We start from the raw sequence: 26,164 nt of genomic DNA on the forward strand, positions 1-26,164 counted from the left end.
CGCCGTCCCCCATGAGTACCCGCTGAGTAGGGCCTTTCGCACGGGGTGTGCGCCGGTGACTCACACACCATCCCCACACACGCTCCCGCACCACCTGGGCATGCGCTTGACTCGGAGCGTCACCACTGCACGGACGTTACATCCGGAAGGGGATCAACCCGTGACCACCGAGCCCGAGCAAGCCGCGTTAGCCGTAGAGCTGACGGAACTGCGCCGGACCGTCGAAGTGGGCTTCACCCGCGTCGACGGCCGGCTGGCCCTGCTCGACCACCGAGGAGAGCAGGCCGAGGAGGATGTGAACCAACTGGGCGGACGGATGCGGATGCTGGAGCACGGACGCTGGCCGCTGCCCTCCATCGCCGCCCTGACCGGGGTGACCGCCCTGGCCCTGGCGATATGGCAGGCAGCGGGACACTAGCGCCGGTGCGGACGGCGGCCCGGCCTACCCGAGCCTGATGTGGTGGAGCAGCAGCAGCGCCGCCGCCATATTGGCCGCGGGCACCTCACCGCGTGCGACCAGGTCGGGCACCATCTTCAGCGGCACCCACTCGCGGCGGTCCGACTCGAAGTCGTCCTCCGGGTGCCCGACGTACGATGCCTCCTCGGCCCAGTAGATGTGGTGCCGTGCGTCGGTGAGCCCGTTGGACGGCTCGACGGAGAGCAGATGGCGCAGCGGGCCGGGGCGCCAGCCGGTCTCCTCCTCCATCTCGCGGGCCGCGGCGTCGGCGATGTCCTCACCGTCCTCGACGACGCCCGCGGCCAGCTCCCAGCCCCAGGCGTCGGTGATGAACCGGTGGCGCCACAGCAGCAGCACCTCGTTGGCCGCGTTCACCACCGTGGCCACGGCCACGGGGCGGAGCCGGATCAGATAGTGGTCCAGATGGCGCCCGTCGGGGAGCCGGACATCGGCGAGGTTGACCCGGAACCATCGGTTCTCGTACACGGTCCGCTCCCTGAGGTTCTTCCATCGCACTGTCAGCCACCTTTCGTCGAAACGGGAGGCCATCGTGGGCCACCCGCTGACGAGAGTGCGGACCGCGAGCGGAACCGCTGGTCACAGAGGGACGCGCAGAGCCCCGTCGATGAGCGCGGCGGCCTCGGCCGTCGCGGCGCTTCCGCTGGCCGCGAGGTGCTCCCGTACCGCCCGCAACCGGTCGCGTAACCGCTGGGACTCCATGCCCCGCGCCCGCTCGGTCATCTCCACCGCCGTGGCGCCCGCCCGGTCCACGTCGCCCTGACGCAGCTCGATATGGGTGAGCATGGCGAGCCGGTGCACCCGGCCCCGGTCGTGCGCGGGGGTGCCGACCGCGGCGGTGGCGTGCTCGCGGGCGCCACCGAGGTCGCCGAGGCTCAGCAACGCCTCGGCCACCTGGACGTTCACCAGACCCGGCTGGACATAGCCGGTCTCGTCGGGCTCCTGGCCCGGTCTGATCCGGTCGGCGGCGGTCTCGGCGCGCCGAATGCAGGACAGCGCCCCGGCGCCGTCGCCGAGCCGGGCGTACGCCTTGGCCTGCATGGCGTAGAGGTCGGCGGCGAGCGCGGGGGTGATCTGCGAGCCCGCGGCGCGCAGCGCCGATTCGGCGAAGGCGACCGCCTGCCGGTACTCCTTCATGAAGAGGGACTGGTTGACCAGCAGCGCTATGACATAGGCCCCCAGGCCGCGGTCGCCGCTGGCCTTGGCGAGCCGCAGCGCCTGGTGGAAGTAGCGCTGGGCCAGGCCGTGCGTATTGGAGTCGTACGCGCAGATCCCGGCGATGGCCACCAGGCCGCCGGTCGCCCGGTGCAGCTGGCGGCCGGTGTCGTCGGCGTAGCTGCCGCGCAGCAGCGGTGCGGCCTCGGAGTTGAGGAACCCCACCACCCGGGTCCGGGTCGCGACGCCGCCGGCCTTGCGGTACATCTGCTCGTAGTGGGCGCGGGCGGCGCGCAGCGTCTCGATGTCGGTCATGCTGACGCGGGTCAGACCGCGCCGGGAGACATCGGAGTCCTCGGGAGGGTTCTCCCACTCCCACACCGGGATGACGGCGGGGGTGCCGGTGACCGCCGGGGCCTCGACGACATGCGGGCGCTGCTGTTCGTCGGAGCGCCACAGCGCGGTGGCGCTCTCGACGAATCCGGACAGCGGGGTGGCGGGCCCCCGGCGGCTGCCGGGGGTGCCGAGGCCGATGTCGTCCAGGGTGAGGGCGCGGTGCAGCCGCTCGCCCAGCACCTCGCAGATGAGGTCGGGCACCTGGCCGCGCGGCCGCTGGCCCTTCAGCCACCGGGCCACCGCGGTGTGCTCATACCGCAGCTTCATCCCCCGGGCCCGGCCTGCCTCATTGACATGCGCGGCCAGTCCGGCGTGGGAGACTCCGGCCTCGTCGAGCACGGAGTCGAGCAGTGTGTTGGGCTCCATCTCGCCCCCCCGAAACGCTCGGTGGCGCCAGCGTAGTGGAGGGGGATTCGCACGGGGTGTGAACGGGCGGGGTGGGGTGGGGTGTTGGCCTTTGCCTTTCCCCAACCCGCCCCTTCCCGATACCAGGGGCTCCGCCCCTGGACCCCGCGGGCTGGGGCGAAGCCCCGGTCGGGGAGGGGACGGGGCGGGGAGCAGCCTCCCCGCCCGGGCGCGCTACCGGGGCCCCGCCCGTGGGCCCCAGGTCTGGGGCGGAGCCCCGGTTCGCGAGGGGCACCTCTTGCCAGGGGCTCCGCCCCAGACCCCGGGCCGGCTGAGGCGAAGCCCCACCACGCGGTAGCGCCGCATATCGATGCCGCGGGAAGGGGGCGGAAGGGACCAGCCTGCCCATCCGTGCCCGTTGCCACGGGCTCCGCCCCAAACCCCGGACCGGCTGAGGCGGAGCCCCACCATGCGGCGGAGCCGCATATCGATGCCGCGGGAAGGAGCACGACGGGACCAGCCCGCCCACCCGTGCCTGGTGCCAGGGGCTTCGCCCTGGACCCGGGGTCTGGGGCGGAGCCCCACCACGCGGCAGCGCCGCATATCGACGCTGTGGGAAGGGGCGGGTAGGGGAACAGCCCGCTCACCCGTGCCCCAGTGGCTGAGGCGAAGCCCCAGTCGGCGAAGGGACCGGGCAGGAGCCCGCCCACCCGTGCCCGTTGCCGGGGCCCCGAAGGCTCGGGCGGAGCCCCACCACGCGGCGGCCGCCGCATATCGGGGCTGCGGGAAGGGGCGGGGTGGGGAACGGCCCGCCGCGGGCGTCCAGGCCCGGCGCGCATCTCCTAGCCCCGGTGGGCGTCGGCCGCCGGGAGGGTGAGGGTCGTGGTGGCGGACAGCGGGCAGCGGTCGTAGCGCAGCGCGAGCAACGCGACGTCGTCGGCGAGCCGGCCGCCGGTGTGGCGCAGCAGCGCCGAGCGCACCCCCGCCACGACCGCCGCGGGGACGAGCGGCCCGGGGCCCGCGGCCTCGGACAGGGCGCGGCGCAGGGGGAAGAACGTGCCGTGGGCGTCGCGCACGTCCTCGGCGCCGTCGGTGTGCAGCACCAGCGTGTCGCCGACGCCCAGCGGGCTCCAGCGGGCGGTGGGAAGCTCGGCGGGCAGCGGGAAGAGGCCGAGCGGCGGCAGCACCTCGCCGGGCGCGGTCTGCCGGGCCATGGCCGGGCCCACCGGCTGTTCGTAGAGGCGGTACGGCCAGGGGTGGCCGCAGTTGAGCGCGGTCACCTCGCCGTCCGCACCCACCTCCATCAGCAGGACGGTCACGAACTCCTCGTCCACATGGCTGTCCAGCGGACACTCCCCGCTCGCGCGTGCCCGCAGATGGCGCTCCAGGGCGCGGTCGAGCCGGCGCAGCACGCCGCTGAGCAGGGGCTCCTCATGGGCGGCCTCGCGGAAGCTGCCGAGGACGGCGGCGACGGTGCCGATCGCGGCGAGGCCGTGCCCGCGCACATCGCCGATGATGACGCGCACGCCGTATGGGGTGGCCAGCGCCTCGTAGAGATCGCCCCCGACGGCGGCGCCCCGGCTGGCCGAGAGATGGCCGCCGGCCAGCTCGATGCCCTCCAGCCGGGCCGGGAGCGGCCGCAACACCACGTCCTGCGCGGCGGTGGCCACCTCCCGGAGCTGTTCCAGTTCGCGCACCAGCCGCAGCTTGCGGCCCGCTGTGAAATAGCAGGCGACGGCCACGCCGAGGACGGCGCAGCAGGTGACCAGGGCGGCGTGCGGCTCCTTCCCGTCGCCGTCGGCCTCCAGGGCGGTCGGAGGCGCGAGGGCCAACAGCAGGCCGGCGCCGCCGAGCAGCACGATGCATCTGCGGCGGCCGCTGCTCGCGCAGGCGATGGCGGGTGCCGCGGCGAGGAGCGTGACGACCTCGGTGTGATGCGGGTTCAGCAGGGCCCAGCAGAGGGCGCCGAGCACCCACAGACAGGGGACCACGCGGGTGACCTCCCGCAGACTCCGTGCCTTCCGTACGAACGCGCCGCCGACTGCCGATGTCCCGATCATGTGTCGCCCCCAACGCCGGCCAATGAGGCGGTCGGCCGGGCCCCTGGACGATCGATCCCGCGCGGGCCGTGCGACCGGCACGATTCTGGCGACAGCTCCTGCCAATTGGACCGGCACCTTCCGGATCTCACCTGATCGGGTGACCACACCCCAGGCAGCCACCCGAACACCCCACCGCCCCGCGGACGCGGTGTCGGCTGTTTGCCGCTCACCAGGACGACGCGGCATGGGCCCCGACCCCAGCCCCGCGTCGTCGGGCCGCAGCCCCGGCCCCCCCCGGAATCGCCGACGACACCCACCCCGCCAACGCGGTGACGGCGACCCGGCGCGAGCGAGCGACGGGCGCCCCCGCGCCGGGCGGCCCCTGGTGCCCACCGTGCCGTGGCGGGTGGCCGTGGCAGGGGGCCGCGACGCGCACCCTCTGCGGGGAAGCCCTCGCGGGCGGAGCCGAGGACGAGGGACGGCGGCATGGGGACGGGGAGGCGGGTGTAAACCACCGCCTCGGGCCACCCGGATCACGGCGCGGCGGGTGGGCTGCCGTATCGGGACGGGGCGCGGCCCGGGGCGGGGCCGCCCCGTCGGTGGCCACCGCGGTCACCGACGGGGCCAGCAGGCGCATGAACCCGCCATGCCGAGCCCGGCATCGGCAATGGGGCGCAGCCCCGGTCGGACCACGCAATCCGCACTCGGCCACCGCGGCCACCACGGCCACCGCAGCCACCGCGGCCACCGACACGAGCCAGCAGGCACATGAGCCCCGGAGCCCAGACGCGGGGATGAGGCGCAGCACGAGTTGAGGGCGCCCCCTCCATGGCCACGGCGGCGAGCGGCGCGAGCCGGTGTGGCGCGCCGCCGTGGCCCGGGTCCAAGCCGGTGGGGCGCGGCCCGGGCCGCGGGGCGCGCCCCATCAGGCGCCACCGCGCGGACCGGCGCCGGCCAGCGGGCGCGTGGACCGCCGTCCTTCGGCCAGGACGCGGCGATGGGGCGCGCCCCGTAGCGGGGTGCGCCCCATCGCCCTGTTCGCGATGACCGGCGGGAGCCGGTCGGGGTCAGGCCCCGCGCAGCGTCGCGCCGGTGCGGTCCGCGGCCGCGGCCACCGCGGCGTCGCGGGAGGTCGCGATCTCCTCGGCGGTCAGCGTGCGGTCCGGGGCGCGGAAGCGCAGCGCGTAGGCCAGGGACTTCCTGCCCTCGCCGAGCTGCTCACCGGTGAAGACGTCGAACAGGCGGAGGGATTCGAGCAGTTCGCCCGCGCCCTCGCGCAGCGCCGTCTCCACATCGGCCGCGGCGACCGAGGCGTCCACGATCAGTGCGACGTCCTGGGTGGCCACCGGGAAGGTGGAGACGTGGGGGGCCTCCACGCGGCCGGTGCCGGCCTGCTGCAGGCGGTCGAGGTCGATCTCCATCGCGCAGGTGCGCTCGGCCAGGCCCAGGGCCTTGGTGACCCGCGGGTGGAGTTCACCGGCGTTGCCGACGAGGATCTCCTCGCCGTCGACGACGGCCAGCAGCGCGGCGCAGCGGCCCGGGTGCCAGGGGTCCTGCTGGTCCTGGCGGACGATCAGCTCGGCCCCCGCCTCGCGGGCCACGATCCGGCCCGCCTCGACCGCGTCGGCCCAGCTCACGGGTGTGCCCTTGCCCCACCAGCCAGCCTGCTCACGGTCGCCCGCGAGGACGACGGCGACGCGGCGCGGCTGGTGCGGCAGCGCGGCGTTGAGCCCGGCGATCTCCTCGTCGGTGGGGCGGCGGTCGACGGGCAGGGTGGCCGCGGCCGGCTCGTGGCCGGTGGCGCGGAACACCAGGCCCGTCTCGAAGAGCGCGAGGTCGTGCTCGCCGCGCCCGGCGTTGCGGCGCAGCGCGGCGAGCAGCCCGGGCAGCAGCGTGGTGCGGAGCGCGGGCTCGGCGTCCGACAGCGGGTTGACCAGCCGGACCAGATCGCGCCGCGGGTCATCGGCGGCCAGCCCGAACTGGTCGAGGACCTCTTCGCCGAGGAACGGGTAGTTCAGCGCCTCGACGTAGCCGGCCCCGGCCAGCGCCCGGCCGACCCGGCGGTGCAGCCGCTGACGCTCGGTCAGCCCGCGCCCGGCGGGCGGCCGGGGCAGCGTCGAGGGGAGGTTCTCGTACCCCTCGAGCCGGATGACCTCCTCGGCCAGGTCGTTGGGGTCGGTGAGGTCGGGCCGCCAGCTGGGGACGGTGAGGGTGAGGTCGTCGGCGCCGTAGACATCGCAGCCGATCTGCTGCAGCCGGCGCACCACGGTCTCGCGGCCGTAGGACACGCCCGCGACCTTGTCCGGGTGGTCGGCGGGCAGCGTGATGGTGTGCGGGGCGCTGGGCGCGACGATCTCGGTGACGCCCACCTCGGCGGTGCCGCCCGCGAGCAGCACCAGCAGGTCGACGGTGCGCTGCGCCGCCGCCGAGGTGGCCTCGGGGTCGACGCCGCGCTCGAACCGGCGGGACGCCTCGGAGGACAGCTTGTGGCGGCGGGCGGTGCGGGCGACCGAGACGGGGGCGAAGTGGGCCGCCTCGATGACGACCTCGGTGGTGCCCGCCGACTGGCCGGTCCCGGCATCCTCGGCCACGTCCGCGATCTCGGTGTTGGCGCCGCCCATCACACCGGCGAGGCCGATGGGCCCGCTCTCGTCGGTGATGACGAGGTCCTCGGCGTCCAGGACGCGCTGGCTGCCGTCGAGGGTGGTGAGCTTCTCGCCCGGCTCCGCGCGGCGCACGCCGATCGCCCCGTTGATCCGGGTGCGGTCGTAGGCGTGCAGCGGCTGGCCGATTTCGAGCATCACGTAGTTGGTGATGTCGACCGCGAGCGAGACCGGGCGCATCCCGGCCTTCTGCAGCCGGCGCTGGAGCCAGATCGGGGAGCGCGCCTCGGGGTCGAGCCCGGTGACGGTGCGGGCGGTGAAGCGGTCGCAGCCGATCGGGTCGGCTACCTGGACCGGGTGGCCGTGGCTGTTGGGCGCGGGCACGTCGATCAGGGCCGGGTCGCGCAGCGGCAGCTCGTAGGCGGTCGCGGTCTCGCGGGCGACACCGCGCATCGACAGGCAGTAGCCCCGGTCCGGGGTGACGGCGATGTCGAGGACCTCGTCGACCAGCTCCAGCAGCTCGATGGCGTCGGTGCCGACCTCGTACTCCGGCGGCAGGACGATGATGCCGTCGTGGTCGTCGGACATGCCCAGCTCACTGGCGGAGCAGATCATGCCCCCGGAGGTCTTGCCGTAGGTCTTGCGCGCGGAGATCGCGAAGCCGCCGGGCAGTTCGGCGCCGGGCAGCACGACCACGACCTTGTCGCCGACGGCGAAGTTCGTGGCGCCGCAGACGATGTTCTGCTGCTCCCCCGTACCGTTGGCCTGCCCGACATCCACCTGGCAGTAGCGGATGGGCTTCTTGAACCCCTCCAGCTCCTCGATGGCCAGCACCTGGCCGACGACCAGGGGGCCCTTGAGGCCGGCGCCGAGCTGCTCGACCGTCTCGACCTCGAGCCCGGCCGAGACGAGTTTGGCCTGTACGTCACGGCCGGTCTCACCGGCGGGCAGGTCGACGTACTCCCGCAGCCAAGAAAGCGGGACCCGCATCAGATCTCCATCCCGAAGGGCCGGGTGAAGCGCACGTCACCCTCGACCATGTCTCGCATGTCTTCCACGTTGTGCCGGAACATCAGCATCCGCTCGATGCCGAAGCCGAAGGCGAACCCGCTGTACCTGTCCGGGTCGACACCGCAGGCGATGAGCACCCGCGGGTTGACCATCCCGCAGCCGCCCAGCTCGATCCAGCCCTCGCTGGAGCAGGTGCGGCAGGGCCGGTCGGGGTTGCCCACGGACTCGCCCCGGCACACGTAGCAGAGCATGTCCATCTCGGCGGACGGCTCGGTGAACGGGAAGAAGTTCGGCCGCAGCCGGGTGGTCATGCCCTCCCCGAACAGCGCCCGCACCATGTGGTCGAGCGTGCCCTTGAGGTCGGCCATGGTCAGGCCCTCGTCGATGGCGAGCAGCTCGACCTGGCTGAAGACGGGGGTGTGGGTGGCGTCCAGCTCATCGGTGCGGAAAGTGCGGCCCGGGCAGATCACATAGATGGGCGGCTCGCGGTCGATCATCGACCGGATCTGCACCGGCGAGGTGTGGGTGCGCAGCACCACACCGGACGACTCGCCGTCCTTCGCGCCGCGCACGAAGAAGGTGTCCTGCATCTCGCGGGCGGGGTGGTCGGGCGGGAAGTTGAGCGCGTCGAAGTTGAACCACTCGGCCTCCACCTCGGGGCCCTCGGCGACCTCGTAGCCCATCGCGACGAAGACGTCCTCGATGCGCTCGGAGAGCGTGGTGATCGGGTGGCGGGCGCCGGCCGGGGTGCGGTCGTACGGAAGGGTGACGTCCACCGCCTCCTCGACCAGCACCCGGGCGTCACGCTCCGCCTCCAGCTCCTCCTGCCGGGCCTTCAGCGCCTGGTTGACCTGGCCGCGGGCCTGGCCGACGCGCTTGCCCGCGTCCGCCTTGGCGTGCGGTGGCAGGGCGCCGATCTCGCGGTTGGCCAGCGCCAGCGGCGAGCGGTCGCCGGTGTGGGCGACCTTCACCTCGCGCAGCGCCTCGAGGTCACCGGCCGCGGCGATGGCGGCGAGCGCCTCGTCCCGCCTGCGGGCGATCTCTTCCGGTTTCAGTGCCTCGACCTCGACAGGGTCGTACGACTTATTGGGTGCCGACATCTCTTCCCGTACTTCCGTTTGTCCCCCAGCTACCGCTGGGAGGTGCCCCCCGGCTGCGCGACCCCGGCTCGACTGGCTGCGACCGCTGCGCCCCCTGCGAGGGGCGCCAAAGGTGCCAAAGCCCGAGTCTAAGGGGCGCGGGAGGGGTGCTGTTCCGGGGGACGCCGCGCGGCGGCCGCCGCGCGGGGGTCCGCCCCGTGCTGGAGAAGCCCGCGGGTGGCTCAGGCCAGATAGGCCGGGGTGCCCACGGGCAGGATAAATCGGAACTCCGCGCCGCCGCCGCGGGCCCGGTCGACGGTGATCGTCCCGCCGTGCGCCTCGACGATGCCCTTGACGATGTAGAGCCCGAGGCCGGTGCCGCCGCGCTTGCTGCCCCGCCAGAAGCGGGTGAAGACGCGGCTCATCGACTCCTCCGGGATACCGGGGCCTTCGTCGCTCACGGTGACGGCGGTCCTTTCGACAGGGGGGCCTTCCACGACCGGCTTGGCCGGTGTCGCGGGCGCTATGTCAATGGTGACCGTTCCCTCGCCGTGGCGCACCGCGTTTTCCAGCAGGTTGCCCAGCACCTGATCGATCTTGTCCGGATCGGCCCACAGCCTGGGCAGCGGCCCCCTGGACCTGATCAGGAACCGCTCGGCGGTGTGCCCGGCCGCGGTGAGCGCCTGCACATGGCGGCGGACGGCGGCGGCGAGGTCGACGGGCTGGCGGCGCACCTCCAGCCGGCCGGAGTCGATCCGGGAGATGTCCAGCAGCTCGGCGATCAGCCGGGTGACCCGGTTGGCGTCGGCGTCGACGGTCTCCAGCATCAGCCGCTTCTGGTCGTCGGTGAACCGCTCCCATTTGGCCAGCAGGGTGGCCGTGAACCCCTTCACGGACGTCAGCGGCGAGCGCAGCTCATGGGCGACGGTCGCGATCAGCTCGGCATGGCTGCGCTCGGTGCGGCGGCGGGCCTCGGTGCCGCGCAGACAGACGACCACCCGGCGCACCGGGCCGGTCGGGCGCTCGCGTACGTAGCGGGCCGAGACCAGCACCTCGCGGCCGCCCGGGAGCAGCAGATTCCGCTCGGGCTGACCGGCGCGGATGGCCAGCCCGCCATACGGATCGGTCAGCGTCCACCAGCGCCGGCCGTCCAGGTCCTCTAACGGCAGGGCCACCTCGAGCCGGCGGCCGATCGCGTCCGCGGGGTCGGTGGCGGTGATCCGGGCCGCCGCCGCGTTGAAGCACGTGACCAGGCCGGTCTCGTCGGCCACCACCAGGCCGTCGGGCAGATCGTCGGGGTGCGGCGCGAATCCGTCCGGCGCACCGCCGGGCAGGCCGGGGCCCGGCCCGGTGGACGAGAGGTCGCGCCCCACGCCGGGCGGCCCCGCTCCGGTCGGCCCTGCTCCGGGCGACCCTGCTCCGGGCGGCCCCGCTCCGGGCGCATGGGCGTCGGCCGCCCTGGCGCCGGAGGTCCTGACGTCCATCCCCACACCCCCTCTCGGGTCCCCTCCCAGAGGGGGCAACCCTACTAGGTCGATGTGACGGAGCGGCACCCTGCGGGAGCGCGCTGCGCACGAGCGGAGGCATAGAGGCACACGGCGGCGGCCGTGGCGAGATTGAGGCTCTCGGCCCTGCCGTGAATCGGAACGCGCACCACCTCGTCCGCGAGTGCGCGGGTAGCCTCCGGCAGGCCCCATGCCTCGTTGCCGAAGATCCAGGCGGTGGGGGCGCCCAGCAGTCCGTCGTCCAGCTCGGAGTCCAGGTCCCGCTCCCCCGCCCCGTCCGCGGCCAGCACCCGCGCCCCGGCCTCCCGCAGCCCGCTCACCGCACGCTCGACGGGCACCCCGACGGCGACGGGGAGATGGAAGAGGGAGCCGACGGATGCGCGGACGGCCTTGGGGTTGTAGGGGTCCACGGAGGCGTCCGTCAGTACGACGGCGTCCGCCCCGGCGGCGTCGGCGCACCGCAGCACGGTCCCGGCATTGCCGGGGTCGCGGACGTTGGCGAGGACGGCGACGAGCCTCGGCCGGGTGCGCAGGATCTCCTCGAACGGCGAGTCGAGGAAGCGGCACAGCCCGACGACGCCCTGGGGCGTGACGGTGTCCGACATCTCCGCGATGACCTCGTCGGACGCGGTGAGCACGGGAAGGTTCGCGGCGCGGGCGGCGGCGAGGATGTCCGCGTGGCGCTCGGCGGCCTCGGGGGTGGCGTACACCTCCACGAGGTGCGCGATGGCCTCCCGTACGGCCTGCGGCCCCTCGACGATGAACCGCCGCTCCTTCCCGCGGAAGCTGCGCTTGGCAAGCCGCCGGGCGGCGGTGACACGCGGCGATTTGAGGGAGGTCAGCTCGGGAGCGGCCATGGGTTCTCGATTCCTGGTCGTGAGCGACGATCGTGTGGCGGGGCGGATTTCCCCCACCCCGCCCCTCCCCGAAACCGGGGGCAAGCCCCCGGCCCCCCGGGGATCGGCGGCAGCCGGGGCGGCCGGGCGGCGCCGGGCGCCCCCGGCGGCCAGGCGCCGAGCCGGGCGGGGCAGACCGCGCCGGGCGGCCGACGCGGAGCCCGGTTGTGGGCAATCGTTCCGCCAGGGGGCACCTCCCAGCGGTAGCTGGGGGAGGAACGGGTGGGCACAACCGGGCCACCGGCCCGCACCCGGCAACGAAACGCCTAGAGCAAGGCGGCGAAACGCCGAGAGCCAACGCCCCACCCCGCCCCAGGCGATCCGCACGGCGGAACGCGGTCGGCACGACCCGGCCACCGGGCGGGCCGCACCCGGCGGCGAGACCCCAAGGGGCACAGCGCGAGGGCACCCGCCCCAGGCGATCCGCACGGCGGAACGAGGTCGGCACAACCCGGCCGACGGGCCGCACCCGGCGGCGAAACGCCGAGAGCCAACGCCCCACCCCGCCCCAGGCGATCCGCACGGCGGAACGCGGTCGGCACGACCCGGCCACCGGGCGGGCCGCACCCGGCGGCGAGACCCCAAGGGGCACAGCGCGAGGGCACCCGCCCCAGGCGATCCGCACGGCGGAACGAGGTCGGCACAACCCGGCCACCGGGCCGCACCCGGCAACGAAACGGCAAGAGCCAGCCCCCCACCCCGCCCCAGCCAATCCGCACGGCGGAACGCGGTGGGCACAACCGGCCACCGGCCCGCAGCCGGCAACGAAACCCCAGGGGCACCCACATGCGCGGACCCGCAGGTACGCGTTCACCTGCGGGTCCGTGGCGTACAGCTCAGCGCAGCGCTTACGCGGCCTTCGGCGCGTTGACGTCGCTCGGCAGCGCCTTCTGCGCGGCCTCGACCAGCGCGGCGAACGCACCGGCGTCGTTCACGGCGAGGTCGGCCAGGATCTTGCGGTCCACCTCGATGTTGGCGGCCTTCAGACCCTGGATGAAGCGGTTGTACGTCATGCCGTTGGCGCGGGCAGCGGCGTTGATGCGCTGGATCCACAGCTGCCGGAAGTCGCCCTTGCGCTTCTTGCGGTCGTTGTAGTTGTAGACCAGAGAGTGGGTGACCTGCTCCTTGGCCTTGCGGTACAGGCGGGAGCGCTGGCCCCGGTAGCCGCTGGCCTGCTCGAGGATCGCCCGGCGCTTCTTGTGGGCGTTGACTGCCCGCTTGACGCGTGCCACTTGTTAACTCCTAGTACGGGGCCGCGGGTGACTCACGCGGCCCGGAAACGAATAGGTCCCGGTCTGGCGCTCGCCCCGCCGAAGCGGGGCGGGGGCGTCACTTGCCGAGAAGCTTCTTGATCTTCTTGGCGTCGGCGGGGGCCATCTCGACCTTTCCGGCCAGGCGGCGCGTCAGCGTGGACGGCTTGTGCTCGAGAAGGTGGCGGCGACCGGCGCGCTGGCGCACCACCTTGCCGGAGCCGGTGAGCTTGAAGCGCTTGCTGGCACCGCTGTGCGTCTTGTTCTTCGGCATGTCGCCGTACTCTCCTCGTCAGGGCGCTGTCCGGGCGGCCGCGGCGCGGGTCTGGCCACGATCCGGGCGTCCGGAAGCGTCATGTGTTTCGGTTGGACTCCGAAGCCGTGCGGCTCCGGGTGGGCGGTCGAGGCTTTCGCCTCGCCCATCACGCCTCGGCGGGCTCCTCGGCGGGCTCCTCGACGGAGACGCCCTGGCGCTCCGCCTTGCGGGCGGCCTGCGCCTCGCGGGCTTCGGCCATCGCCTCGGTCTTCTTCTTGTGCGGACCGAGAACCATGATCATGTTGCGCCCGTCCTGCTTGGGGTTGGACTCGACGAAGCCCAGCTCCTGGACGTCCTCAGCGAGCCGCTGCAACAGCCGGTAGCCAAGCTCGGGCCGGGACTGCTCACGGCCACGGAACATGATCGTGATCTTGACCTTGTCACCCTGCTTGAGGAACCGAACGACGTGACCCTTTTTGGTGTCGTAGTCGTGCGGGTCGATCTTCGGCCGGAGCTTCATCTCCTTGATGACCGTGTGCGCCTGGTTCTTGCGCGCTTCACGGGCCTTCATGGCCGACTCGTATTTGAACTTTCCGTAGTCCATGAGCTTGCAGACCGGCGGACGGGCGGTCGCCGCCACCTCGACGAGGTCGAGGTCGTACTCCTGCGCAAGCTCCAGGGCCTTGGCAAGCGGCACAATGCCGACCTGCTCGCCACTGGGACCGACGAGTCGCACCTCGGGGACGCGAATCCGGTCGTTGATGCGGGGCTCGGCGCTGATGGATCCTCCTCGGTTGCACCACGCGACCGCCTGGCGGACTGCCGCGTAAGTCTGTTTCGGTTGAGACCACCGCGCCGTGACGCACAAAACGCCCCGGACGGTACACAGGCGGGGCTCCTCATTGACCGGGAGCACCGCCGCGATAACACCGCGGGGCGCAGCCTGACCGATGACCTGCCGACCCGGGGGGTCGGGAGGTGGGAGCTGGGGAGCCTCCACTTGTGGGCCGGACACGCACGTGACCGGCCGGTCGTTTATCTACGATACCAGGACTGGCCCGGGATGCTCACCCGGTACGTCCCCGGCGTCCGCCGGGCCCCCTGTTCCCCGGCGTTGCCCTGCGTTCCCGGGCGTTCCCCCGGCGTTCCCCGACGCTCCCCGGCGTTCCTGTGCACTTACCCGCCCCGTGCGTACGGCGCCGGGCGGCCGCCTAGGCTGGGGCCCACCATCCCTCAGGAAGTGAGCCCCGACCACCATGAGCGACGCCAACGCCGGGCAGCCGCCGGCCCCCGACTTCGACCGGATGACCCGGGACATCGCGGATGTGCCCGCGGTCGAGGTGATCACCACGGTCGCGGTGCACCTGATGAGCGCCGCCGCGGTCAACCTGGGCCTGGCCGAGGAGGGCCCCCAGCACAAGGACCTGGACGAGGCGCGGAAGCTGATCAACGCCCTGGCCGGGCTGGTCGCGGCCAGCGCCACGGAGATCAGCTCCTTCCACGCCGCTCCGCTGCGGGACGGCCTGAAGTCCCTGCAGCTCGCCTTCCGCGAGGCGTCGGTGGTGCCGGACGAGCCGGGGCAGGGTCCCGGCGAGAAGTTCACCGGCCCGGTCTTCGGCTGACGGCCGCTCCCGGAGGGGCACGGACCCCTCGGGAGCCCGTACGCCCTCGGGGCCCGTGCCTCTCCTCCTGGCCCGGGCCCCCGCGTGCCGCCTCAGGCCGCCTCCGGGCCCTTGGTCTCCTGTCCGCCCGCCTGCGGGCGGTGGCCGCCGCGCAGCCGCCCCCACGGTCCGGTCGCCGGAGGCGGATGGGCCTCCTCCTGGTCGGCCTGCCCCGCCGGGTGGAGATGGGTGAACCGGTGCACCACGGCGGCGAGCACCCCGCCGACCAGCGGTGCCACGATGAACAGCCACAGCTGGCCGAGCGCATCGCCGCCCGCGAAGATCGCGGGGCCGAAGCTGCGCGCCGGATTGACCGAGGCCCAGGTCAGCGGGATGCCGATCAGATTGACCGCGGCGAGGGCGAGGCCCACCGGGATCGGTTCGCCGCCGACCAGGGCCACCGAGTGGGTCACCGCCAGGAAGACGAAGACCAGCAGGAAGGTCAGCAGCACCTCGGCGAGGAAGGCCCCGCCCGCGCCCATGCCCACCGGTGAGCGGCCGCCGTAGCCGTTGCTGCCGAAGGCGTCGGCCGTCTGGAGCCTGGGCACCTGGTTGGCGAGCAGGAAGAGCACCGCCGCGCCCACGATCGCACCCACGAACTGCGCGACCCAGTACTGGACGGCCGTACGGATGTCGATGCGCTTGGCCAGCAGCACGCCGAGGGTCACCGCCGGGTTGATGTGGCAGCCCGAGATGCGTCCGAACGCGTAGGCGATCGCGATCAGCGTGAAGCCAAAGGCGAGCGAGATCCCGAGGGCGTTGATGTAGTCGCCCGCCAGGACCAGCGAACCGACTCCGAAGAGGACCAGCATCGCGGTCCCGATGAACTCCGCTACGACCGTTCTCGTCTCCATGGCGCTCTCCTCACGCAGATTCCGACCGCCAGTCGCCTAAGCATTGTGGGGGGAATTGAGGTGATTCGCCTGTTGGTCCGAATGGGGAGGGCCTGGCCCCGCCCTCGCGGCGGGTCGGACCCCGCCCCTCAGCGGCTGAAGAGCGGTTCGCCGGGGACCTTCGCGTCCGGCGGCAGCAGCGCCAGGGTCAGCCCGCGCACCAGCCGTGCCCGCAGCACCTCGTCGGCGGCCAGGGCGCCCGCCACCCGGTGCGCCGTCTCCCGCGCGGGCGCCTGAGGCGCAAGGGCGAGCGCGAGCATCCCGTCGGCGTCCGCCGCCGGGGCCAGATGGGCGCGGAGCACCTCCGGCTCGGCGGCCAGCACGGTGCGCACGGCCTCGGTCACGGCCGGGTCGGCGAGCGGATCGGCGCTGGTCCGCCCCTCGGCGAGGGCCAGCAGCGCGGAACCGGTCAGCTGGTAGGGCACCGGGCCCGCGAGGTCCAGGACCAGCGTGTCCGCCTTCTCATGGGCGGCGGCCTCCAGCGCCTGGCGCAACGGTACGGCCACGGGCCGGGCGTCCGGGCGCCAGCGGGCCAGCGTCTCGAGCGAGGTGAAGGCGGGCAGGGCGCGCCGGCCGCCGGGGGCCTCCAGCGTGGGCACCGCCATGTCGCTGCTCTTTTCGCGGCGCAGCCCCCCGGGCCCCTCCTCGACCTCGCCGAGGATCGCCACCACGGGGACGAGGAGGCGGGCGTCGGTGAGCGCGGCGAGCACCTCGGGCTCGGCCGAGCGGTCATCCGCCCAGGCGGCGAGCGCCGCGGTCAGCCGGGGGTCGGCGGAGCCGTCGTCGCCGGAGAAGCCAGGGTCGGGAATGTTCTTGAGCGCCACGCCATGAGGGTATCGAGGGCGGGGAGAGCCCGACGCGGCGGGCGGCGGGCGGCGGGCCGCGGGCGGCGGAGAGGGAGGCGCCGCCGAGCGGCCGGCGGACGAAAGGACGGGAGCGGCGCTCACAGCGGTCCTCGGCCGACCGGCGCGGCCCCGACGCGGCTCACCGCGGGCGGTACCTCCTCAGCGGCGCCCTCGGAGCGGGCCCCAACCGGCCACCCCGGTACCGACACGACGCAGGCCGACGACCGGCCTCAGCGCGCACGCATGACCACGACCCGCGCGCGCCGGGCCCGAGCCGACGGCGCGGCGGCCGCCGTGCCTCAGCGCGGGCGGATCCGTGCCTCAGCGCGGGCGGATCCCCGTGAGCAGCGCGCGCAGCTTCGGTGGCATCCGCAGGGGGCCCGAGCCGCGCCATAGGGCTACCGCGGCGACCACCAGGGCCGCTCCGGCGATTCCGGCGAGCAGCGCCATCTCGTTCGGCCCGGATTCGTCGTGCGCGCCCTGGGCGTGGCCGGGACCGTTGCCGAAGAAGCGCTCCGGGGACGAGGCCACGGCGGGCCGCTGGGCCTCCGGCTTCATCTTGCCGCCCGCGGCGATCGCCGCCGCCGGGTCCACCAGGCCGGCGCCGAGGGCGTCGCTGTGGCCGCCCTCCGGGACGTCCTGGGCGGTCCGGGTGAGGAGTTCCCGGAGCTGGCGCGGGCTCAGCTCGGGGTGGGCGGCGCGGACGAGGGCGACGGAGCCGGAGACGAAGGCGGCGGCCGCGCTGGTCCCCCAGCCCTCGTAGTAGCGCTTGTCGGGGTCGGCGATGACCACGTCGACGCCGGGTGCGCAGACGGTGGCGTACCAGCGGCGGGTGGAGAAGGCGGCGCGGGAGCCGTAGCGGTCCACGGCGGTCACGGCGATCACCCCCGGGTAGGCGGCCGGGTAGGAGACCCGGTCGCCCTTCTCGCCGCCGTTGCCCGCGGAGGCGACCACGGCCACGCCCTTGCGCAGCGCGTACTGCACGGCGGCGTCCTCGGCGGCCTCGGGGTGGGCGGAGGCGCTGTCGTCGCCCAGCGAGAGGTTGATGACGTCGGCGCCGTGGTCGGCGGCCCAGCGGATTCCGGCGGCGAGCGCGCCGCCACGAGATGAACGGGCCTTCTTACGGGCGGCGTCGGAGTCCTCGAGGATCACCCGCACCGGGAGGATCCGCGCCTTGGGCGCGACGCCGAGGACGCCCTCGCCGCCGCCCGCGCCATGGCCGTGACCTGCGATGATCCCGGCCATGGCGGTGCCGTGGCGGGCCCAGGCGCGTTCGCCGCGGCGGGCGCCGAAGCCGATGAGGTCCTTCCCCGGCAGTACTTGGCCCGCGAGGTCGGGGTGGCTGTCGTCGACGCCGGTGTCGAGGACGGCGACGGTGACCCCGGAGCCCTTGGTCATCTGCCATGCCTCCTGGACGTGGAGGGTGTCCAGCGCCCACTCCTGGGCCTGTATGCCGTCGGCGTCCGCGGGCGCGGCGGTCACCAGGGTCAGCCCGGCGGCGGCGAGGGCCACGGCCAGGCGCCGCCCGGTCCCGGTCATGACGTGGTCTCCGTGACGGTGGACAGGGCCCGGCGGAAGATGGCCTCGGTCGCGTCGGCGATGCCTCGGGCGTCGTTGCCGAGGCCCGACTGCGCGGGGGCCGAGGTGGCGCCGCGCTGGGTCGCCTCGCCCGCCGACTGCGGGTCGGTGACCTTACGGCCGTCGGCGAAGCCGCTGACGGTATAGAGGACGACGGGGACGTCGGTGAGGATCCGGATCCGCCAGCTGGCCCGCTGGTCGTCGCCGAAGCCGGCCGCCGCGGTGCCCTTGGCGGCGTACGCGCGGGGCATCAGATCGGTGCGCTCGTCCAGCTTCTCGGTCAGGAAGCGCTGGTGCAGCGCCCGCATCCCGGTGGGGCCGGAGGTGGTGATCAGCAACCCGACGGTGGTGACGCTGGTGCTGGTGGCGTCGGTGTACGTGGCGCGCACCAGCCGCTTGCAGCCCACCGGGGCCAGCGCCTTGGCGAGCAGGGGGTCGAATCCGCCGCCGCAGCTGCTGTCCGGGGCGACGGCTATTCGGGTCCAGAGGCGGTCGGCGCCGCCGGGGCCCTCGCCCTTGCCGCGCAGGGTGCGCGGGAAGAGGTCGTCCACGGGGACGCTGTGCCAGGCGGAACGGGCGTGGGTGTAGTTGTCGGCGGTGGACGGCGGGGCGTCGGGGTCGTCGCCCAGCCAGCTCCCGGCCGCCGCGCCGCCGAGCAGCCCGAGGCCGAGGACGAGACTCGCGGCGGCGGCCGCCGTACGGCTGGGCGGTCGGCGCCGGCCGCGCCGCCCGCCGTCCGCGAAGAGCCCTTCGGTGCGCGGCGGTACGGAGGGGCGTGGGGGCACCCGGGTGCCGGACGCCCCGGCGGTGCCTCTGGGGAACGGGACCTTGGCCCGTACGCCGAGGATGGGGGTGTCCGGGTCCGGGGTGAACCCGGGCGGGGCGGTGGGGCGCGGCGGGGGCGCGGAAGGCTGCGCGGGCGCCGTGCGCGGGGGATGTGCGGGGCGTGGTGGGGGCGTGCTGTGGGGTGAGTGCGCCTGTTCCGCGTCGGTGCTCACCTGCACCCCCTCGCAGCCGTCGACACCTGTTTCACCTGGCTCCGTCCGGTTCGCCGCACCACCCACCGCCTTTCGGGCAGGCGGGCCCGTATACGGACAACACGCCGCTGACCTGCCGGTCGTGGCGTGCGCGACACTCTACGGGCAGCCGGGGGCCCTGCGCACCGGCCGCCCTCTACCCAGTGGTAATGGCGGTCTGGCAAGCTGCGTCCATGTCCGCTGCCGCCGCTGACCGGGCCCGGTACGACCGGGCCACCGCCCATCTCGAAGCGCCCGTGGCGATTGTCGACCTGGGAGCCTTCGACGACAACGCCCGGGATCTGGTCCACCGGGCGGGAGGCAAACCGATCCGCGTCGCCAGCAAATCGGTGCGCTGCCGGGCGCTGTTGGAGCGGGTGCTGGCCCGGGACGGCTTCGCGGGGATCATGAGCTTCACCCTGCCGGAGTCGCTGTGGCTGGCGCGCGAGGGGTTCGACGACGTCCTGCTCGCCTATCCCTCCACCGACCGGGACGGCTTCGCCACCCTGACCAGCGACCCCAAACTGGCCGAGGCCGTGACGGTCATGGTGGACGACCTCGCCCAGCTCGATCTGATCGACAGCGTTCGTGCCGGGACCGAAGAGGTCCGGGTCTGCCTGGAATTGGACACCTCGCTGCGGATGCTCGGCGGGCGGGTGCGGGTCGGGGCGCTGCGCTCCCCGCTGCGCGAACCGGAGCAACTGGCCGAGCTGGCGCGGGCGATCGACCGCCGCCCCGGCTTCCGGCTGGTCGGGCTGATGGCGTACGAGGGCCATGTGGCGGGCGTGGGCGACTCGGTGCCGGGCAGCCCGCTGCGCTCGCGCGCGGTGCGGCTGATGCAGTCCGTGGCCCGCCGGGAGCTCGCGGCGCGCCGGGCCGCCGTCGTGCGGGCGGTGCGGGCCGTGGCGGACCTGGAGTTCGTCAACGGCGGCGGTACGGGCAGTGTGCAGCACACCGCCGCGGAGGACGCGGTGACCGAGATCGCCGCCGGGTCCGGGCTCTACCAGCCGCGCCTCTTCGACAACTACACCTCCTTCCACGGCCGCCCGGCCGCCCTGTTCGCCCAGCCGGTGGTGCGCCGGCCCGGGGTGGGCGTGGTGACGGTGCTCGGCGGCGGCTATCCGGCGTCGGGCGCGCCGGGCCGGGACCGGCTGCCGGTGCCGTATCTGCCGGAGGGGCTGGTGTACGACGCGATGGAGGGGCCGGGTGAGGTGCAGACCCCGCTGCTGGGCACGGCCGCCGACGATCTGCTGATCGGCGACAAGGTGTGGTTCCGGCATGCCAAGGCCGGTGAGCTGTGCGAGCGGTTCGACACGCTGCGGCTGATCGAGGGGGACCGGGTGGTGGCCGACGCGCCGACGTACCGGGGCGAGGGCAGGACGTTCCTCTGACCGCCGCCCCCTACGACCGGCGCCTTGCGACGACCGGCACCGCGCCTAGATGGACCGGCCGTCGCCCGCCAGCGCCTCGATGCCCTTGACGATCTTGTCCATGTCGCTGAGCGGCGGCGCCTTGTCGCTCTGGTCGAACCCGAAGCGCACCACGACCATCGTGTCCGGCACGGTGGGCGACGGGAAGGCCAGCGACTGGACGATGCCGTCGTCGCCCTTCTTCGTCACCACCTTCCAGCGGACCAGATAGCCCTTCCCGCCCGCGACCTCGACCGCCGACTCCTTCAGCTCCTTGTGGGAGGTGATCCCGCCGTACGCCTTACGGTCGCTGTCCCCGTCGGTGCCGTAGGACTCCTCGGCGTTCTGGGCGATGTCCTCCTTGGCTATGCCCTTGGCGGAGGTGGCCTTGTAGCCCTCGGCGGTCCGGGAGAAGGCGCCGCCGCGCACACATTCGGTGGACGGGTCGCCCGGGCAGGGGTAGCGGGAGGTGGTGACGCCCGCGCCGCCGGAACTGCTGCGCCCCGCCTGCCAGCCGGTGAGCACCGGCAGGCTGATCCCGTTGCCGGGGTCCGGGGCGGTGTCCGGGTCGTAGCTGGGCGGTGCGCTGGGGGCGTCGCTGGGCCCGTCCGAGGGGCTGTCCGGGGTGGGTAGGTCCGGGGCCGGGTCGCCGCCGTCCGGCGGGGCGGAGTCACTGGGGGCGGCGGGTCCGGTCTGGGCGTTGCCACCACCGCCGTCGCCGCCGTCGCCCAGCAGCACGATGCCACCGACGATCGCGGCGACCACGACGCCCGCGGCGACCGAGACCGCCGCGATCCGCGGACCGCGGCCCCGGCCGTGGCCGCCCTGCCGCCCCGGCAGGTAGGGCGGGGGCGGCGGGCTGAAGGCCGGGTCCGCGGCGCCCGAGGCGTCGCGGGTGTACTCGGTCCAGGCGGAACCGTCCCACCACCGTTCCATGGCGGGGCCGTTACCTGCGTAGCCGGGATCGGGGTACCAGCCGGGGGGCGTGTTCATGGTCACACGGTCAGCCTATGGCCAGGGGTGCGGTCCGTACACCGCGGATGGCGGGACTGCGCACAGGACTACAACGGAGTGACGTACGCCCCGGCGATCCCGCCGTCCACGAGGAACTCGGCGGCGTTGACGAAGGAGGCGTCATCGCTGGCCAGGAAGGCCACGGCGGAGGCGATCTCCTCCGGTTCGGCGAACCGGCCCACCGGCACGTGGACCAGCCGCCGCTGGGCCCGCTCCGGGTCCTTGGCGAACAGCTCCTTCAGCAGCGGGGTGTTGACCGGCCCCGGGCACAGCGCGTTGACCCGGATGCCCTCGCGGGCGAACTGCACGCCCAGCTCGCGGGACATGGCCAGCACCCCGCCCTTGGAGGCGGTGTAGCTGATCTGCGAGGTGGCGGCGCCCATCACGGCCACGAAGGAGGCGGTGTTGATGATGGAGCCCCTGCCCTGCCGCCGCATATAGGGCAGCGCGGCCTTGCAGCACAGATAGACGGAGGTGAGGTTGACCTCCTGGACCCGCTTCCAGGCGTCGAGCCCGGTGGTGAGGATCGAGTCGTCGTCGGGCGGCGAGATGCCGGCGTTGTTGAAGGCGATGTCCACCGAACCGTAGGTGTCGAAGGCGGTCTTGAAGAGCGCCTCGACCTCCTCGGGGTCGGTCACGTCCACCCGGACGAAGAGCCCGCCGACCTCGTCGGCCGCGGCCTTGCCCGCGCTCTCGTCGATATCGGCGCAGACGACCTGCGCGCCCTCGGAGGCCAGGCGGCGCGCGGTGGCCAGGCCGATGCCGCTGCCCGCTCCGGTGACGACGGCGGTACGGCCCACCAGGCGGCGGCACACGGGGGTCTCGGTCACGTCACTGCTCCTCGGTGCTGATGAAGACGTTCTTGGTCTCGGTGAAGGCGGTAAGGGCGTCGGGGCCCAGCTCCCGGCCCAGGCCGGACTGCTTGTAGCCGCCGAAGGGGGTGGCGTAGCGCACGCTGCTGTGCGAGTTGACGGACAGGTTCCCGGCGGCGACGGCGCGCGAGACCCGGACCGCGCGGCCCACGTCGCGGGTCCAGATCGAGCCGGACAGGCCGTAGTCGGTGGCGTTGGCCAGCCGTACGGCGTCGGCCTCGTCCTCGAAGGGGAGGACGACGGCGACGGGGCCGAAGATCTCCTCCACGGCGGCGCGGTCCCCTTGGCCGGTGGCCTCCAGCACGGTGGCCGGGTACCAGAACCCCTTGCCCCGCGGGGCCTCGCCACGGATCGCGGCGGGCGCGTCCTCGGGTACGTAGGACCGTACGCGCTCCCGCTGGGCGGCCGAGATCAGCGGGCCCATGGCGGTGGCGGGGTCGGCCGGATCGCCGACCGCGAAGGAGGTCACGGCGGGCGCCAGCAGCTCCATGAACCGGTCGTAGACGCCGCGCTGGACCAGGATGCGGCTGCGGGCGCAGCAGTCCTGGCCGGTGTTGTCCAGGAAGGAGCCGGGGGCCGCGGCCGCGGCGCGCTCGATGTCGGCGTCGGCGAAGACGATGTTCGGGCTCTTGCCGCCGAGTTCGAGGGTCACCCGCTTCACCCCCTCCGCGCACTTGGCCATGATCCCCTTGCCGACGGCCGTGGAGCCGGTGAAGACGACCTTGGCGACGCCGGGGTGCTCCACCAGTGCTGCGCCCGCGACCGGCCCGGCCCCGGGCAGCACCTGGAAGAGCCCCTCGGGAAGGCCCGCCTCCAGGGCGAGTTCGGCCAGCCGGAGCGCGGTGAGCGGGGTGGTCTCGGCCGGTTTGAGGACCACGGCGTTCCCGGCGGCCAGGGCGGGCGCGGTGCCCCAGGCGGCGATCGGCATGGGGAAGTTCCACGGCGCGATGACCGCGACCACGCCGAGCGGCTCATGGAAGGTGACGTTCAGCCCGCCGGCCACCGGGATCTGGGCGCCGTTCAGCCGCTCCGCTCCCCCGGCCGCGTAGTCCAGCAGATCGCGCACATTGCCCGCCTCCCAGCGGGCGTTGCCGATCGGGTGGCCCGCCTCGCGGACCTCCAGTGTCGCGAGCTCCTCGATGTGGCCGTCCACGACGGCGGCGAAGCGGCGCAGCAGCCGGGCGCGGTCGGCGGGCGCCAGCGCCGCCCAGCCGCGCTGCGCCTCGGTGGCGCGGGCGACGGCGGCGGCCACGTCCCCCGGGGTGGCGGCGGGGACGGTGGCGATGACCTCCTCGGTGGCCGGGTTGAGGATCTGGTGTTCGTGGGGGTGCTGGGGGGAGGGTTCGTTGCTCACTCGGTGGTTCCTCACATGCGCTCGAAGGACCGGAAGCGCTCCCAGTCCGTGACGGCGGTGTCGTAGGCGTCCTGCTCGACGCGCGCCATGTTGAGGTAGTGCTCGACCACCTCGTCGCCGAAGGCGGCCCGCGCTATGGGGCTGTTCCGCCACAGCTCGGCGGCGTCGCGCAGCGAGGTCGGGACGTGCTCGGCGTCCGAGGTGTAGGCGTTGCCGGTACAGACCTCGGGGAGCTCCAGCTCTTGCTCGACGCCGTACAGCCCGGCGGCCACCATTCCGGCCACGGCCAGGTACGGGTTGACGTCGCCCCCGGGAAGCCGGTTCTCCAGCCGGTGGGAGGGGCCGTGGCCGATGACGCGCAGCGCGCAGGTGCGGTTGTCCGGGCCCCAGGCGACGGCGGTGGGCGCGAAGGAGCCGGGGCGGAACCGCTTGTAGGAGTTGATGTTCGGCGCGTAGAGCAGGGTGAAGTCGCGCATCGCCGCGATCTGTCCGGCGAGGAAGTGGCGCATGGTCTTCGACATGCCGTACGGGCCGTCGTCGTCGGCGAGCACGGGGTGCCCGGCCTCGTCGCGCAGCGAGAGGTGGATATGACAGGAGTTGCCCTCGCGCTCGTCGTACTTGGCCATGAAGGTGAGCGCCATGCCCTCCTGGGCCGCGATCTCCTTGGCGCCCGTCTTGTAGACGACGTGCTGGTCGCAGGTGGTCAGGGCGTCGTCGTAGCGGAAGGCGATCTCGTGCTGGCCGAGGTTGCACTCCCCCTTGGCCGACTCGACGGTCATCCCGGCGGCACCCATCTCATTGCGGATGCGGCGCAGCAGGGGCTCGACCCGGCCGGTGCCGAGGACGGAGTAGTCGACGTTGTACTGGTTGGCGGGGGTCATCCCGCGATAGCCGGCGTTCCACGCCTGCTCGTAGCTGTCCCGGAAGACCATGAACTCCAGCTCGGTGCCGGTGTACGCGGTCCAGCCGCGCTCGGCGAGCCGGTCGAGCTGACGGCGCAGGATCTGGCGCGGGGAGGCGACCACGGGGCTGCCGTCGTGCCAGGCGAGGTCCGCGGTGAGGAGGGCGGTGCCGGGGTTCCAGGGGGTGCGGCGCAGGGTGGCGGTGTCGCCGTGCATGGCGAAGTCGCCGTAGCCGCGCTCCCAGGAGGACATGGCGTAGCCGTCGACGGTGTTCATCTCGGTGTCGACGGCGAGGAGGTAGTTGCAGCCCTCGGTGCCGTGCGCCAGCACGTCGTCGAGGAAGAAGCGGGCGGCGAACCGCTTGCCCTGCAGCCTTCCCTGCATATCGGTGAAGGCCAGGACGACGGTGTCGATCTCCCCGGCGGCGACCAGTCGGGTCAGCTCGTCGACCGAGAGCGGGGGCGTGCGGTCTGCCACGGTGGGGCCTCCTGCGTCGGAGAATTTTGGCGGGACGGAGGGTGCGGAGCGGGGTTGGGGGGCGCGGGGTGGCCTTAAGGTAATACCGCAGACCATTGATTGGGAAGTAGGTGCGGACGGTTCGATGAGCGAGAGCGGGAGTGAGCACGGGAGCGCGGCGGACGACCGGCTGGCGCCGGTGCTGCGCCCGGTGCGGGCGGGGAACGGCTTCGAGGAGGCGCTGGAGCAGATACTCCAGGTGCTGCGGCTGGGGCTGGTCCCCGACGGCGGCCGGCTCCCGGCCGAGCGGGAGCTGGCCGACCGGCTGCGGATCAGCCGGGTGACCCTGCGCGAGGTGCTGAAGGTGCTGCAGGACCAGGGGCTGGTGGAGAGCCGCCGCGGCCGCTACGGCGGCACCTTCGTCCGGGCCAGGCCCGAGCCCGCCCAGGGCGGCGGGGACGAGCTGCGGCGCCGGGTGGCGGCGGTCGACGTCGAGGACACCCTTCGGTTCCGCGAGGTCCTGGAGGTGGGCGCGGCGGGGCTGTGCGCCGCGCACGGGCTCGGGGACGGGCAGGTACGGCGGCTGCGGGCGGCCCTGGACGCCACCCGGGACGCCCCGCTGGCCGACTACCGCCGCCTGGACACCATGTTCCATCTCACGCTCGCGGAGCTGGCGGGCTCACCGTCGCTGGCCGCCCAGTACGCGGCCGTCCGCGCCACCGTCAACGACCTGCTGGACTGCATCCCGCTGCTGGTGAAGAACCTCGAGCACTCCCAGGCCCAGCACGGGGCGCTGGTCGAGGCGGTGCTGGACGGGGACGCGGACGGGGCGCGCGAGGTGATGCGGGAGCACTGCGAGGGGACGGCGGCGCTGCTGCGCGGCTTCCTGGTCTGAACCGCCCGCATCCGGCCCGTCCGCGCTGGCCCCGCCCACATCCTGACCCGTCCGCGCTTGACCCGCCTGCACCTGGCCCCCCGCATCCTGACCCGTCCGCGCCCGGCTCGCCCGTACCCGGCCCGTCCGCCCGAGCCCGGGGGCTGTGAGCACCGGCGCTTCACCACGGTTTTACGCAGAGGTCTTGCGCATCGCCGACCGGCAGGCAAAGGTATGCCCCCACACCTTTGCCATCGCCCCCTCGCGTGGAGCAGGA

22 protein-coding genes are annotated in these 26,164 nt (G+C 73.8%); 4 read left to right on the forward strand and 18 right to left on the reverse strand.

Translation table 11 applies throughout. The annotated features are described in order from the left end of the window. Nucleotides 1-160: 160 nt before the first annotated feature. A complete protein-coding gene (locus tag J8403_RS09710; protein ID WP_211122818.1) occupies nt 161-418 on the forward strand; it encodes a hypothetical protein in 258 nt (85 codons plus the stop codon). Nucleotides 419-442: 24 nt separating this feature from the next. Here the strand turns inward: J8403_RS09710 and J8403_RS09715 are convergent, their stop codons facing one another. The 10 genes from J8403_RS09715 to infC all read right to left on the reverse strand — a co-directional run bounded on the left by J8403_RS09715 (nt 443) and on the right by infC (nt 13,794). Then, nucleotides 443-1,006, reverse strand: coding sequence for an NUDIX hydrolase (locus tag J8403_RS09715; RefSeq protein ID WP_086710837.1), 564 nt, complete (start codon nt 1,004-1,006; stop codon nt 443-445). Between the two features lie 48 nt (nt 1,007-1,054). Further along, complete coding sequence (locus tag J8403_RS09720; RefSeq protein WP_211122819.1) at nt 1,055-2,392, reverse strand: NsdA family TPR-like regulatory protein; 1,338 nt, start codon at nt 2,390-2,392, stop codon at nt 1,055-1,057. A gap of 821 nt (nt 2,393-3,213) precedes the next feature. Further along, the gene (locus J8403_RS09725; protein WP_246585772.1) at nt 3,214-4,431 is read right to left on the reverse strand and encodes a PP2C family protein-serine/threonine phosphatase; all 1,218 of its coding nucleotides are present in this window, start codon (nt 4,429-4,431) and stop codon (nt 3,214-3,216) included. Between the two features lie 1,049 nt (nt 4,432-5,480). Beyond that, nucleotides 5,481-8,006 carry a phenylalanine--tRNA ligase subunit beta gene (gene pheT / locus J8403_RS09730; protein ID WP_211122820.1) on the reverse strand — a complete coding sequence of 842 codons (2,526 nt, stop codon included), beginning with the start codon at nt 8,004-8,006 and terminating at the stop codon, nt 5,481-5,483. Beyond that, nucleotides 8,006-9,127, reverse strand: coding sequence for a phenylalanine--tRNA ligase subunit alpha (gene pheS / locus J8403_RS09735; RefSeq protein ID WP_211122821.1), 1,122 nt, complete (start codon nt 9,125-9,127; stop codon nt 8,006-8,008). The genes pheT and pheS overlap by 1 nt, the downstream gene beginning before the upstream one ends. 221 nt (nt 9,128-9,348) lie before the next feature. Continuing rightward, nucleotides 9,349-10,590 (reverse strand): sensor histidine kinase, encoded by a 1,242-nt coding sequence (locus J8403_RS09740; RefSeq protein ID WP_211122822.1) that lies wholly within the window; start codon nt 10,588-10,590, stop codon nt 9,349-9,351. Nucleotides 10,591-10,634: 44 nt separating this feature from the next. Further along, entirely contained in the window at nt 10,635-11,468 is an 834-nt protein-coding gene (locus tag J8403_RS09745) for a TrmH family RNA methyltransferase (RefSeq protein ID WP_211122823.1), read from the reverse strand. 887 nt (nt 11,469-12,355) lie between these two features. Continuing rightward, nucleotides 12,356-12,739 (reverse strand): 50S ribosomal protein L20, encoded by a 384-nt coding sequence (gene rplT / locus J8403_RS09750; protein WP_078639975.1) that lies wholly within the window; start codon nt 12,737-12,739, stop codon nt 12,356-12,358. Nucleotides 12,740-12,836: 97 nt separating this feature from the next. Beyond that, nucleotides 12,837-13,031 carry a 50S ribosomal protein L35 gene (rpmI, locus tag J8403_RS09755; protein ID WP_020867203.1) on the reverse strand — a complete coding sequence of 65 codons (195 nt, stop codon included), beginning with the start codon at nt 13,029-13,031 and terminating at the stop codon, nt 12,837-12,839. A 148-nt stretch (nt 13,032-13,179) separates the two neighbouring features. Then, a complete protein-coding gene (infC, locus tag J8403_RS09760; RefSeq protein ID WP_215732738.1) occupies nt 13,180-13,794 on the reverse strand; it encodes a translation initiation factor IF-3 in 615 nt (204 codons plus the stop codon). Nucleotides 13,795-14,269: 475 nt separating this feature from the next. Between infC and J8403_RS09765 the strand changes: the two genes are divergently transcribed. Continuing rightward, the gene (locus tag J8403_RS09765; protein WP_211122824.1) at nt 14,270-14,635 is read left to right on the forward strand and encodes a DUF1844 domain-containing protein; all 366 of its coding nucleotides are present in this window, start codon (nt 14,270-14,272) and stop codon (nt 14,633-14,635) included. Between the two features lie 92 nt (nt 14,636-14,727). Here the strand turns inward: J8403_RS09765 and J8403_RS09770 are convergent, their stop codons facing one another. From J8403_RS09770 to J8403_RS09785, 4 genes are all read right to left on the reverse strand, one after another. After that, on the reverse strand, nt 14,728-15,528 hold the full coding sequence (locus J8403_RS09770; RefSeq protein ID WP_211122825.1) for an aquaporin: 801 nt from the start codon (nt 15,526-15,528) through the stop codon (nt 14,728-14,730). Between the two features lie 128 nt (nt 15,529-15,656). Further along, nucleotides 15,657-16,391, reverse strand: coding sequence for an SseB family protein (locus J8403_RS09775; protein WP_211122826.1), 735 nt, complete (start codon nt 16,389-16,391; stop codon nt 15,657-15,659). A gap of 342 nt (nt 16,392-16,733) precedes the next feature. Continuing rightward, complete coding sequence (mycP, locus tag J8403_RS09780; protein ID WP_211122827.1) at nt 16,734-17,951, reverse strand: type VII secretion-associated serine protease mycosin; 1,218 nt, start codon at nt 17,949-17,951, stop codon at nt 16,734-16,736. Then, the gene (locus J8403_RS09785; protein WP_343245277.1) at nt 17,948-18,988 is read right to left on the reverse strand and encodes a hypothetical protein; all 1,041 of its coding nucleotides are present in this window, start codon (nt 18,986-18,988) and stop codon (nt 17,948-17,950) included. Before J8403_RS09785 ends, mycP begins: the two co-directional genes overlap by 4 nt. A gap of 212 nt (nt 18,989-19,200) precedes the next feature. On the opposite strand from J8403_RS09785, the gene J8403_RS09790 reads away from it, so the two are divergent. Next, nucleotides 19,201-20,397: an alanine racemase gene (locus J8403_RS09790; protein ID WP_211122828.1), complete on the forward strand. Its 1,197-nt coding sequence runs from the start codon at nt 19,201-19,203 to the stop codon at nt 20,395-20,397. 45 nt (nt 20,398-20,442) lie between these two features. Here J8403_RS09790 and J8403_RS09795 read toward each other — a convergent pair whose 3' ends face one another. The 4 genes from J8403_RS09795 to J8403_RS09810 all read right to left on the reverse strand — a co-directional run bounded on the left by J8403_RS09795 (nt 20,443) and on the right by J8403_RS09810 (nt 25,034). After that, nucleotides 20,443-21,408 carry a DUF2510 domain-containing protein gene (locus tag J8403_RS09795; protein ID WP_211122829.1) on the reverse strand — a complete coding sequence of 322 codons (966 nt, stop codon included), beginning with the start codon at nt 21,406-21,408 and terminating at the stop codon, nt 20,443-20,445. Nucleotides 21,409-21,476: 68 nt separating this feature from the next. Next, on the reverse strand, nt 21,477-22,259 hold the full coding sequence (locus J8403_RS09800) for a 3-oxoacyl-ACP reductase (protein ID WP_059148024.1): 783 nt from the start codon (nt 22,257-22,259) through the stop codon (nt 21,477-21,479). Nucleotide 22,260: 1 nt separating this feature from the next. After that, nucleotides 22,261-23,655 carry an aldehyde dehydrogenase family protein gene (locus J8403_RS09805; RefSeq protein WP_211122830.1) on the reverse strand — a complete coding sequence of 465 codons (1,395 nt, stop codon included), beginning with the start codon at nt 23,653-23,655 and terminating at the stop codon, nt 22,261-22,263. 11 nt (nt 23,656-23,666) lie between these two features. After that, nucleotides 23,667-25,034 carry a glutamine synthetase family protein gene (locus J8403_RS09810; protein WP_211122831.1) on the reverse strand — a complete coding sequence of 456 codons (1,368 nt, stop codon included), beginning with the start codon at nt 25,032-25,034 and terminating at the stop codon, nt 23,667-23,669. Nucleotides 25,035-25,158: 124 nt separating this feature from the next. Here J8403_RS09810 and J8403_RS09815 point away from each other — a divergent pair, with 124 nt between their 5' ends. Next, nucleotides 25,159-25,908 carry a FadR/GntR family transcriptional regulator gene (locus J8403_RS09815; protein WP_211122832.1) on the forward strand — a complete coding sequence of 250 codons (750 nt, stop codon included), beginning with the start codon at nt 25,159-25,161 and terminating at the stop codon, nt 25,906-25,908. Nucleotides 25,909-26,164 lie beyond the last annotated feature (256 nt).

Source organism: Streptomyces yatensis, assembly GCF_018069625.1.
Taxonomy (GTDB): Bacteria; Actinomycetota; Actinomycetes; order Streptomycetales; family Streptomycetaceae; genus Streptomyces; species Streptomyces yatensis.

Excerpts from the sequence above, each read along its gene's own strand:
- J8403_RS09715 (WP_086710837.1), bottom strand. The coding sequence starts at position 1,006 with ATGGCCTCCCGTTTCGACGAAAGGTGGCTGACAGTGCGATGGAAGAAC.
- J8403_RS09720 (WP_211122819.1), bottom strand. The coding sequence starts at position 2,392 with ATGGAGCCCAACACACTGCTCGACTCCGTGCTCGACGAGGCCGGAGTC.
- J8403_RS09725 (WP_246585772.1), bottom strand. The coding sequence starts at position 4,431 with ATGATCGGGACATCGGCAGTCGGCGGCGCGTTCGTACGGAAGGCACGG.
- pheT (WP_211122820.1), bottom strand. The coding sequence starts at position 8,006 with ATGCGGGTCCCGCTTTCTTGGCTGCGGGAGTACGTCGACCTGCCCGCC.
- pheS (WP_211122821.1), bottom strand. The coding sequence starts at position 9,127 with ATGTCGGCACCCAATAAGTCGTACGACCCTGTCGAGGTCGAGGCACTG.
- J8403_RS09740 (WP_211122822.1), bottom strand. The coding sequence starts at position 10,590 with ATGGACGTCAGGACCTCCGGCGCCAGGGCGGCCGACGCCCATGCGCCC.
- J8403_RS09745 (WP_211122823.1), bottom strand. The coding sequence starts at position 11,468 with ATGGCCGCTCCCGAGCTGACCTCCCTCAAATCGCCGCGTGTCACCGCC.
- rpmI (WP_020867203.1), bottom strand. The coding sequence starts at position 13,031 with ATGCCGAAGAACAAGACGCACAGCGGTGCCAGCAAGCGCTTCAAGCTC.
- J8403_RS09765 (WP_211122824.1), top strand. The coding sequence starts at position 14,270 with ATGAGCGACGCCAACGCCGGGCAGCCGCCGGCCCCCGACTTCGACCGG.
- J8403_RS09770 (WP_211122825.1), bottom strand. The coding sequence starts at position 15,528 with ATGGAGACGAGAACGGTCGTAGCGGAGTTCATCGGGACCGCGATGCTG.
- mycP (WP_211122827.1), bottom strand. The coding sequence starts at position 17,951 with ATGACCGGGACCGGGCGGCGCCTGGCCGTGGCCCTCGCCGCCGCCGGG.
- J8403_RS09790 (WP_211122828.1), top strand. The coding sequence starts at position 19,201 with ATGTCCGCTGCCGCCGCTGACCGGGCCCGGTACGACCGGGCCACCGCC.
- J8403_RS09795 (WP_211122829.1), bottom strand. The coding sequence starts at position 21,408 with ATGAACACGCCCCCCGGCTGGTACCCCGATCCCGGCTACGCAGGTAAC.
- J8403_RS09815 (WP_211122832.1), top strand. The coding sequence starts at position 25,159 with ATGAGCGAGAGCGGGAGTGAGCACGGGAGCGCGGCGGACGACCGGCTG.